An 11,380-nucleotide genomic window follows, 5' to 3' on the forward strand; every position below is an offset into this window, starting at 1 on the left:
TGTGTGAACACAGATAACACGATGAAATTACTTCTCATTGAAGACCATCAAGACATTGCTGGTGTCATTTTCGATTTCTTCGAAATCAAAGGTTACACCCTCGATTATGCAAACAATGGTCAGCATGGTTATGATCTCGCCAGTACTAACCATTACGATTTAATCATCCTGGATGTCATGCTTCCTCGGATGAATGGCTTTACCGTGTGCCAGAAACTGCGAGAACAAGGCATAGATACGCCAATTCTGATGCTGACAGCACGCGATACTCGTGAAGATACATTAGAAGGATTTGCGCAGGGCGCCGACGATTATCTGGTGAAGCCTTTTGATCTTGAGATACTGGAAGCGAGAATAAAGTCGCTGACCCGCCGCCGCATTGGCAATAGCGCAACAAAAACACTTAACTTTGGCGATCTTGAGCTTGATCTGAATAGTCACATTGTCACCCGCAATGATTGTCAATTTTCGCTTAATCCAACGCTTTTTACCATCTTGAAGCTCATGATGCTCAGAGCTCCGAATATCGTGACTAAAGAAGAAGTTATTTCAGCGCTATGGGGCGATGATGAACCTGAGGGAAATGTGCTGAGAAGTCACATTTATCAACTTCGCACTCAGATAGACAAACCATTTAAGTACTCATACATCAAAACGGTACCTAAAGTAGGTTATCAACTTATTCGTGAGAAGACAGAGTGAACAAAATAAAATCAGCCAAGCAACTGACATTCACCTATTTTTCGATTGTAGCATTTGCCATTATTGCGATTCATTTCTCTGTCTTTGATTCTACACTTGAAGGCGTAGAACAATTAAATGCGCAAAACCGCCTGATCTACACCAAGCAAATCGCCCAAGAATTGCTGGCAGACAGTGATGAAACTGATATTGCTATTCCCCCTTACAGCCATGCCTATATTGGCCAAGAGAATTTACCGGATGGCATCGTCATTCCCGATGATATCCAGTTCGATCAAGCATTCGAAGTTGCTAGCCCAGATCCTATAGATGCTGAATATTTCATGATGAAAACCCGGTTCACGATTAAAGGTGAATTGAAAGACACTTATCTACTGCATTTCGATGAAATTTATGAGATCAGTGAAGAACAAATGTTCTGGACCCAAACCAAACAGCTATCGATCTCTTTTGCATTACTTATCATCACCTTGATTGTGGTTCTTCGTATCTCAGAGCGATTAACCAGCCCATTTTCTCAATTAACCGATGAACTTAAAAATCGTTCACCTCATGATCTCTCACCAATACATCTGCCACCAGGCACTGCAACGAAAGAACTACTACAACTTGTTGACAGCTTGAATCAATATCAGGCTCAGATCCATGATTCGATTGAACGCGAACGCTCATTCAATCGTTATGCCAGCCATGAATTACGAACCCCGCTCATGGTGATCAAAGGCGCAGTTTCACTGCTGGGGCAATCGGATGAGCCTGCATTTATTGAGAAGCAGCGAAATCGGTTATTGCATGCCAGTAACGAAATGAATGACTTTGTCACGACACTGCTCTCACTCACCCGCGATGAAGATCTGTCGAAGCTGTCTCTGCGTAGCCTCGATAAAAAAGAGTTACAGCAAATCGTTTCTGCGCATAGCCACTTACTGGATAACAAATCCGTGGTATGTGAAGTGATAGTCAGCGCTGAAACCAAAGTGAAAATACCGGAAACCACTTTAAAGATCTTAATTGGTAACCTGATCAAAAATGCGTTTGCCTGCACAGATGATGGCAAGGTAACAATTCACGTATCACCGCAGGCCATCAAAATCATTGATAGCGGCATAGGGTTAGGCGCAAAGCCGCGCGGCATTGATGGATATGGTTTAGGACTGGTGATTGCCAATGATATCTGCCGTAAATATGGCTGGCTACTCGATCTGACAAACAATGAAAATGGTGGTTGCACCGCCATAATCACACTGCAGCAGGGCGAAAAACCCAGCGATACACCAGCATAAAATTGGTAAACATTGCATTTTTTTACATCAACATTGTCTTTTTTTTTACATCAACACGGTATAATGCCAATCAGGACAATTATCTGGTTAATTCAGAGCATTATCCCGATTGGTATAACCTGTATTTCACAGTTCCATTAACACATATTACGGACAACAATGAGCAAACTTTTTACCTTTCTAAAAGGCGCCGCAATGGGGGCTGCCGATGTGGTTCCGGGTGTCTCTGGTGGTACAATTGCATTTATCACCGGTATTTACGATACTCTGCTTGAAAGCATTCGCCGTGTTAACCCAAGTCTGATTGGTACTTTACGCAAAGGTGGATTTAAGGCCGCATTCGAGCATATCAACGGCACATTTCTGATTGTTCTGTTCTCCGGTATTCTGACCAGTATCTTCACCCTGGCCCGTTTCATTACCTGGATGCTTCACACTCACCCCATTCCACTATGGTCGTTTTTCTTTGGTTTGATCATTGCCTCTGTCATACACATGTTCAAACAAGTTGAAGCCTGGAAGATCACCCGCTTCATCGCTATTATCGCAGGAGCGCTGTTTGCTTACGGAATAACAGTGCTCCATCCTCTTAACATGGAGCCTACCTCTCTTAATTTCATGATTGCCGGCTCAATTGCCATTTGCGCTATGATCCTGCCAGGAATTTCAGGTAGTTTTATTCTGTTATTGTTAGGCATGTACGGGCCAATTTTAACAGCAGCCAAATCGCTTGATATTGCTCCGCTAGCGCTATTTGCTACCGGCTGCGTGATTGGTCTGCTGACCTTCTCGCACCTGCTGTCATGGGTTTTACGTAACTATCGCGATATTGCACTGACTTTCTTAACGGGATTAATGGTCGGTACGCTAAGCAAAATATGGCCATGGAAAGAAACCTTAACCTGGCGCACCAATTCCGGTGGTATGCAAGTACCGCTACAGCAGCACAACCTTTCACCGTTCAGCTTTGAACAGATCACAGGGCAACCCGATCTGATTGGCTATGCCGTTGTTGCCATGCTACTGGGTATTACCCTGGTATGGGGACTGGAAAAATGCACTGAACAATCCTAAGCATTTTATTTGATTACCCAGACCCTGTTATTGCGATTAAGTGAAATAGCAGGGTTTTATACCAATCCTTCTCGCAAAATCACCGCATCAATCAGATCTTTACAAAATAGGAATGATATTATTCACAAACCTCATACAACTTATTCTGTTTAACTATGCCACTATCCCAGAAAAGCAAAAAACGTTCGACGTTGGCTCAAATGTTTGTCGCCTTTACTATTGGCTTTGGTTCGTTTCAACTTATTGACCATTTCTGGGCTGATTTCAGCACACTCGCTGAAAGCACCACACCTGACACCACAGAACCGAACAGCACAACGGCTACCACCTCACCTTTACAAACAGACGATGTATGCCAATTAAGCACTAAAGCCTGTACCCAACAAGGTGCCAGCATTCAATTGAGCGATGATATCGTTCACCCGCTAAAGGCGACCGAAATTACGGTATTCTGGCCAGAGTTGCCTCAGGAAATTACGACGCTGGTGCTGTCACTCGAGGGACTAGAAATGATGATGGGCGTCTACCGATTGAAATTAACTAAAAACACCTCGGGAGAATTTCGTGGTGAGTTAATGCTGCCCTTTTGCACATCAAAGGAGATGACCTGGCAAGGCACTATCGAACCTTTTCTCTCGCCAGAACAAATAAAGCCTATTAACGTATCATTAAGGATGACAAAGTGAAGTAACAGAACCTAAACCTACTAATTCTCAGATGTAGCCGCCAGCATTCAACATATTAATTTTTTTCAATATCCATTCGATACTTCAATTTCAAACTAAATGCATCCACATCATTCGCTTCTATTAAATACCTCGTAACCCCCAGGCCTACCGTCCACTGCGAATTAATATCATAACCAAGCTCAACGCCCAGGTACGGGTCAACACCCTCATCGCTATAGTGCAGAGAATTCCCCTGGTAGACACTGTCAAAATCAGCTTTCCAGTACATACCTCCAACACTCACTGCAAAATTGAAGGCATCCGCTTGCCAGGCCGAATAACTGACATCGACACCGACGCCGCTAGCCAGCACCGGTACCACCAGGGCAACACTCTGATGATATTCATCCGGAGAAGCCGTACTATTGCTGATCGTCGCACTTCCTTGTCCCTGGTCGATATAGCGTGCTGCCACCGACCACCTCGGATTAATCGAGTAGCCAATCCCTACCGTCCAATAGAAATCAGAGTCGTCACTGTCGATGACGGTATCAGCCTTCACCGCCGACCTTTCATGCGCTTTGCTCAACCCGAGATCTGATTCAACAAACCAATTAGCCTGGCTGTTAAAACTCAGGAGAAGCAGTAGTCCCAGCCATCGTTTCCATCTATAGTGCCGCGTTAGGCCTAACAGAGTTAACAACAGCATTCCTCCTCCTATTCCCCCACCAGACTTGTTTTCAACCACAACAGAGCGCTTCAAGCTGACCTGAACTCTGACCACCGCTGTATCTTCCAGCCCATTCAGATCACGAATACGATAAGTGATAGTATCTACTCCTTCGAAGCCCTCTTTAGGCATATAGGTTAATGTTTGGTCGGTATTGATGATCACCTGTCCGTTTTGCGCCTCTGCAGCGATAACGGTCAAGCTGTCACCATCAGGATCACTGTCATTGGCCAGTACATTGATGAGCAATGCAGTCTTATCATCCGCCTGAGCCTGATCATCGGTTGCCACCGGCGATAGGCTATTCACCACATTTACAGTGACGTCCGCGAAGCTAGTTCCCCCACTGTTGTCTGTAATGCTGTAGCTGATTGTTGCCACACCATAGAAATGATCTTCGGCGGTGTAGTACAGCTGGTTATTTATAATATCGACGGTTCCGAAATCCGCCACAGCATTAGCAATATCCAGAACATTGCCGTCAGCATCACTGTCATTGGCCAAAACATCGATGGTAATATTACTATTTAGGCTCATCGAGATGGCATCATTCTGGGCAACCGGCAATGTGTTTTTACTGACTCTGGCCGCAACACCACCTGGGTCAACAACGCTGCCATTTGCAATACCGTCATCGTCGTTGGGGCCACCATCTTCTATCCTCAGTTGAACACACCAATGACCTTGATTTAAGCCGATTACCCAGCTTTCATCTCCCGGAGGCGGACAATATCCACGTTCGCCTGGGGTCGACGACAGCTCGTTATAATCATCAATCACAAAATCCCTCCAACCGGTACCATCGATATATTTGCGGTAAACCGCGTTAACAGGTATAGGGAGGCGCTGAGGAAATACGACCTTATAGCTCTGTCCTGCTTGTGGCAGGCCATAAGCAACAAAATCGAATACACCACCAATATTATCGGCTTCCTGATCAACTTCTAACTGTTCTGAAACCTCATTATCAAGAAGATGAGTTCCGCCTGTTATATTGCTGGCAACAGTAATACCTTTGCGCAAGCACACTCCAGCCTCACCTTCAACCAGATACCGAACCGATTCAGACACCTGTTCCTGAATCACATTACATTCGCTGATTGCATCCTGATAATCAGGAATACCATCGTTATCATTGTCAGAGAAACCTTCTTCATTATCGGGGATCAAGTCACCATCCGTATCTTCACTACCCAGTGATGCCAGCGCTTCAATGACTTCAAGATAAATATCTTTAGATACAAATAACGGTTCACTACCATCATCTTTCACCGTCAACTTGAAATGATAAATACCTGGATTAAGTTGGGCTGGAGTAAAGATAAATTGCTCAGGAACCTGGCTGGTATTAACAATCAATGGCTCATCACTGCTCCATATATATTGATGGCTATCATCAACATTGGCATCTGTTACCTCGGTCGATATAGTGACAGGTTCATTATTGTTAACGATAATCTGCCGTACCTCGGCTTGCTGAACAATTGACGTCGTCACTTTAGGTGCAATATTCTTCTCAGAGATCCGTAGAGTATATTCCGTTTTACTGCCTAGATTCAGGCTTGGATCTAACGTGATCGTCAGTGCTTCATCACTTTCATTTTCTGCATCTTGAAAAATATTGAATTCGATTTTCCCTACCGTGCCATGTTCAATCGTCACTTTTCCATCTCGCAAATCATGATCATACTGATTAGCGCTTCCTGATACTGAATATGGGATATCTACGGGATAAATAGGCGATTGACCATTAAGATAAACTTTAACGCTATGGCGAGTTCCTTCTGTTGTTTCACTATCTTTAGCGATCGTTACCAGCGGATAGACGGTCACTTTCTGACTCGCTTCGGCAGTGTTTCCCTGTGCATCTTCAGTGCGCCAATAGGCAATATTCTTACCTGGTGTGAAGAAAATCTGGCTGCCCCGCAATGAGACCGGGAGTGCCTCTCCATCGGTGTCACGGGCTGTCGCTACGCCCAAATCAACTCTGGTAAACAACGCCGTTGCATTGACTTCAATATCGTCCGGTACGGTGATAATAGGTATACCGAGTTCAGCCTTCCCATTAATCACTAATGTCACTGTTGCCTGAACACTTTCTCCATTACCGTCACTTACTAAATATTGAAGCTCTACGTTGCCTGTAAAGCCAGCTGGAGCTTGATAAGTCAGTTTATCATCGTTGATAATCACTTCGCCGATACTGGCAGAAGCCGCAATAATAGTAAGCGTATCGCCGTCAATATCAGAATCGTTTTCCAATACATCAATTTCAAAGCGATTCTGTTCAGAATACTCCTCATCTAATGTTTCATCTTTGACCACAGGAGTGTCGTTGACCGCTTCAACATCAATCATCACTGTTGCGCTATTCGATTCTTCCCCTTCATTATCACTAATGGTGTAGCTAAAACTATCGCTACCCTGGCTGTTTTCATTTGGTTTGTACGTTACTGTTCCATCACTATTATCGATCAGCGAACCACTCTTTGGCGCAGCACTAATTTTTAGCGTGGTGGTATCTAAGCTGCCATCCACATCACTGTCATTGGCGATAACATTGATAGTAATCGCGTTGTCTTCTTGTGTACTGGCATTGTCATCGTTAGCTAGCGGCGCATCATTCACCGGCTGCACAGTAAACATGACCGTCGCTATATTCGATATCATGCCCAGGTCATCACGAACCTGATAGGTAAAGCTATCTTCACCACTAAAATTGATGATCGGTGTAAACAGAATAGCGCCGCTTTCTGCCACACTCACGCTGCCTTGCTCGGGCTGACTAAACACCACAACACTGCTGCTGTCTAATTGGCCGTCAATATCATTATCATTACCCAGTACATTGATAGAATGCGTGCTGTCTTCAAGTAATGTAGCAACATCATCACTGGCAACTGGCGCATCATTGATACTATTGACAGTCAAACTCACTGCCGTTGCTTCCGAGGTCGCATCTTCATTGTCCTGTACAACATACGTAAAGCTATCCGACCCGTAATAGTTTACCTCCGGCGTATAGGTCACCATACCGAGTTCAGAGACAACGACCTTACCCTTTTCAGGCTGGCTAACTATCGCGACAGTCGATACATCCACAGAACCATCGATATCACTGTCGTTTGACAATACCGATATCTCTACTGGCATATCTTCATTGGTAACAGCACTATCGACAACAGTTACCGGCGCATCATTAACACCGGCAATATTGATCCTGACTTCTGCTGTGTTGGACTGGCGATCACTCGTATCACGCACGGTATAGGTAAAGACATCGCTGCCCGCATAGTTTGCATCCGGCTCATAGCGTATCTGCCCCTCTTCAATGGCCACAGCGCCGTGCTCCGGTTGGCTGACAATAGCCAGGGTGTCGCTGTCTGCACTATCACCTTGATCTGGATCTGTGTCGTTGGCCAGTACATCAATCAATACCGCCAGCTCTTCATCAGTAGATGCCATATCTGCGTTTGCAACTGGATCATCATCAACAGCTGTTACGGTGATTGTCACTTTAGCCGCTTCTGACAGCCCACCATACACATCTTCCACCCGGTAGTAGAAGCTGTCGGTACCGGCAAAATCCTTATCAGGTGAATATGTCACTACACCTGTTCCGGTATTCACTTTGGTGCTGCCGTGGACAGGCTGTGTCGTTACCGTGACACTTGCCAAATTGATCACGCTATCGCTATCGCTGTCATTATCCAGCACAACAATCGCCACGCTATTGTCTTCTGCGACCGATTTAGCATCATCAGTTAATACGGGCACATTGTTGCCAATGGTAAAGTTATAGCTGGAAGTATCATCGATACCGCCGAAGGCATTACCCGCCGTATCGATTAGTGCGTCGGCCGAGATATGGACATAATAGCTATGCGTGGGAGTAAAGAGAGTTTTGAGATCTATTGTCAGTGTCGCACCATCAATAACTGCCTGTTCACCGCTCAGGTGGATAGTTTCAAGCAAGCTATCATCACTTTCATCATAGATGCGGACACTTCCCGCACCCGCTACGACTGCCTCATTAAATACCAACACCAGTGACGCATTATGCTGCACATTATCCGCATCGTCGTCTGGCGTTAGCGACTGGATATAAGGGTATAAGCCGTCAAAATAAATACCATAGCGATCAGCGGCCAAACTCTCATTACCAGCCATATCAGTAAAGACGCCTTTTGCTACATCCACCGTTATCATACCGCTATCTGATGGCGTTAATGTTGCGCTGTAACCGGTACCGCTGCCTGCAAAGTCACTGAGGCTACCGCCGACGACGGTGATGTCCCCGACCGCAAAGTCTGGGCTGGCTTCGCTCAGGGTAAAGGTCAGGCTGGCCGTTTCACCGGCTTTGAGGCTCGGGGTGTCGCTGCCGATGCTGATGGTCGGCACCGCGGTATCGAGCGTAATGCTCAACTGGGTCGCCGCGGTGTTGTTGTTGCCTGCCGCATCAATGAAAGCACTGGCTGCCACATCGATGGTGGCCGCCGCAGTACGATCGGTATCAGGGGTAAAGGTCGCGGTGTAACTGGTACCACTACCGGCAAAGCCACTGAGGCTACCACCGACCACGGTGATATCCCCGACCGCAAAGTCAGGGCTGGACTCACTCAGGGTGAAGGTCAAGCTGGCCGTTTCACCCGCTTTGAGGCTCGGGGTGTCGCTGCCGATGCTAATAGTCGGCAGCACGGTATCCAGGTTGATACTGAGCCGGTTCGCCGCGGTATTATTATTGCCGGCACTGTCGGTGAAGGCATTGGCCGCCACATCGATGGTCGCCGCCGCAGTACGATCGGTATCCGGGGTAAAGGAGGCGGTATACGTGGTGCCACTGCCGGCAAAGCCACTGAGACTTCCGCCTACGACGGTGATGTCCCCGACCGCAAAGTCTGAACTGGCTTCCGTTAAGATAAAGGTCAGGGCCGCGATTTCGCCCGCTTTGAGGCTGGCTTTGTCACTGGCGATACTGATAGTCGGCACCGCGGTATCGAGCGTAATGCTCAACTGGGTCGCCGCGGTATTGTTGTTGCCGGCCGCATCAATGAAGGCATTGGCCGCCACATCGATGGTCGCCGTCGCGGTACGGTCACTGTCCGGGGTAAAGGTCGCCGTATACGTGGTGCCACTGCCGGCAAAGCCACTGAGGCTACCGCCGACGACGGTGATGTCCCCGACCGCAAAGTCTGGGCTGGCTTCGCTCAGGGTAAAGGTCAGGCTGGCCGTTTCACCGGCTTTGAGGCTCGGCGTGTCGCTGCCGATGCTAATAGTCGGCAGCACGGTATCCAGACTGATACTGAGCTGAATCGCGGCAGTATTGTTGTTTCCGGCACTGTCGGTGAAGGCATTGACCTCCACATCGATAGTCGCGGCCGCAGTACGATCGGTATCCGGGGTAAATGTCGCGGTATACGTGGTGCCGCTGCCACTGAAGCCACTCAGAGAACCGCCCACCACAATAATATCACTGGCTGCAAAATCAGAGCTGGCTTCGCTCAGGGTAAAGGTCAGTGACGCGGTCTCACCCGCTTTGAGGCTCGGCTTATTGCTGGCGATGCTGATGGTCGGCAGCAAGGTATCGAGCGTAATGCTCAGCTGGATTGCTGCGGTATTGTTGTTTCCGGCACTGTCGGTGAAGGCATTGGCCGCCACATCGATAGTGGCTGCCGCGGTACGATCGGTATCCGGGGTAAAGGTCGCCGTATACGTGGTGCCACTGCCGGCAAAGCCACTGAGACTTCCGCCTACGACGGTGATGTCCCCGACCGCAAAGTCTGAACTGGCTTCCGTTAAGATAAAGGTCAGGGCCGCGATTTCGCCCGCTTTGAGGCTCGGGGTGTCGCTGGCGATACTGATAGTCGGCAGCACAGTATCGAGGCTGATACTGAGCCGGGTCGCGGCGGTATTGTTGTTTCCGGCACTGTCGGTGAAGGCATTGGCCACCACATCAATGGTCGCCGCCGCAGTACGATCGGTATCCGGGGTAAAGATCGCCGTATACGTGGTGCCACTACCACTGAAGCCGCTAAGACTACCACCCACTACGGTAATGTCACTGGCAGCAAAGTCTGAACTGCCTTCCGTTAAGGTAAAGGTCAGTGCCGCGGTTTCACCGGCTTTGAGGCTCGGGGTGTCGCTGCCGATGCTAATACCTGGCAACACGGTATCGAGGCTGATACTGAGCTGGGTCGCGGCGGTATTGTTGTTGCCTGCCGCATCAATGAAGGTATTGGCGGCCACATCGATGGTCGCTGCCGCGGTACGATCGCTGTCCGGGGTAAAGATCGCCGTATACGTGGTGCCACTGCCTGCAAAGTCACTGAGGCTTCCGCCAACGACGGTGATATCACTGGCTGCAAAGTCAGAGCTGGATTCACTCAAAGTAAAGGTCAGTGCCGCGGTCTCACCCGCTTTGAGGCTCGACTTGTCACTGGCGATACTGATAGTCGGCACCGCGGTATCGATCGTAATGCTCAGCTGGGTCGCCGCGGTATTGGTGTTACCGGCACTGTCGGTGAAGGCATTAGCCGCCACATCGATGGTGGCTGCCGCGGTTCGGTCGCTGTCCGGGGTAAAGGTGGCGGTATAACCGGTGCCGCTGCCCGCAAAGTCGCCTAGGCTACCGCCAACCACCGTGATATCACTGGCTGCAAAGTCAGAGCTGGCTTCGCTCAAGGTAAAGATCAGGCTGGCCGTTTCACCGGCTTTGAGGCTCGGGGTGTCGCTGGCGATACTGATACTCGGCACCGCCGTATCCAGCGTAATGCTCAGCTGGATTGCAGCGGTATTGTTGTTGCCTGCCGCATCAATGAAGGTATTGGCTGCCACATCGATGGTGGCTGCCGCGGTTCGGTCGCTGTCCGGGGTAAAGGTCGCCGTATACGTGGTGCCACTGCCGGCAAAGCCACTGAGACTTC

General features: G+C 48.3%; 5 protein-coding genes. 4 read left to right on the plus strand and 1 reads right to left on the minus strand.

The window, feature by feature from the left end; genetic code table 11:
- Nucleotides 1-21 precede the first annotated feature (21 nt).
- The 4 genes from C9I89_RS21485 (at nucleotide 22) to C9I89_RS21500 (ending at nucleotide 3,745) form a co-directional block, all read left to right on the plus strand.
- Nucleotides 22-702: a response regulator transcription factor gene (locus tag C9I89_RS21485; RefSeq protein WP_107285374.1), complete on the plus strand. Its 681-nt coding sequence runs from the start codon at nucleotides 22-24 to the stop codon at nucleotides 700-702.
- Entirely contained in the window at nucleotides 699-1,985 is a 1,287-nt protein-coding gene (locus C9I89_RS21490; RefSeq protein WP_107285375.1) for a sensor histidine kinase, read from the plus strand. Before C9I89_RS21485 ends, C9I89_RS21490 begins: the two co-directional genes overlap by 4 nt.
- A gap of 159 nt (nucleotides 1,986-2,144) precedes the next feature.
- Entirely contained in the window at nucleotides 2,145-3,059 is a 915-nt protein-coding gene (locus tag C9I89_RS21495) for a polyprenyl-phosphate transporter (RefSeq protein WP_107285376.1), read from the plus strand.
- A 155-nt stretch (nucleotides 3,060-3,214) separates the two neighbouring features.
- Entirely contained in the window at nucleotides 3,215-3,745 is a 531-nt protein-coding gene (locus C9I89_RS21500) for a hypothetical protein (RefSeq protein ID WP_107285377.1), read from the plus strand.
- Between the two features lie 55 nt (nucleotides 3,746-3,800).
- Here C9I89_RS21500 and C9I89_RS21505 read toward each other — a convergent pair.
- A partial coding sequence (locus C9I89_RS21505) for an Ig-like domain-containing protein (protein WP_107285378.1) occupies nucleotides 3,801-11,380 on the minus strand: 7,580 nt, incomplete at its 5' end.

It is taken from the genome of Photobacterium lipolyticum (assembly GCF_003026475.1).
GTDB lineage: Bacteria > Pseudomonadota > Gammaproteobacteria > Enterobacterales > Vibrionaceae > Photobacterium > Photobacterium lipolyticum.

Coding starts and splice junctions, on each gene's coding strand:
- C9I89_RS21500 (WP_107285377.1), top strand. CDS start 3,215: ATGCCACTATCCCAGAAAAGCAAAAAACGTTCGACGTTGGCTCAAATG.
- C9I89_RS21495 (WP_107285376.1), top strand. CDS start 2,145: ATGAGCAAACTTTTTACCTTTCTAAAAGGCGCCGCAATGGGGGCTGCC.
- C9I89_RS21485 (WP_107285374.1), top strand. CDS start 22: ATGAAATTACTTCTCATTGAAGACCATCAAGACATTGCTGGTGTCATT.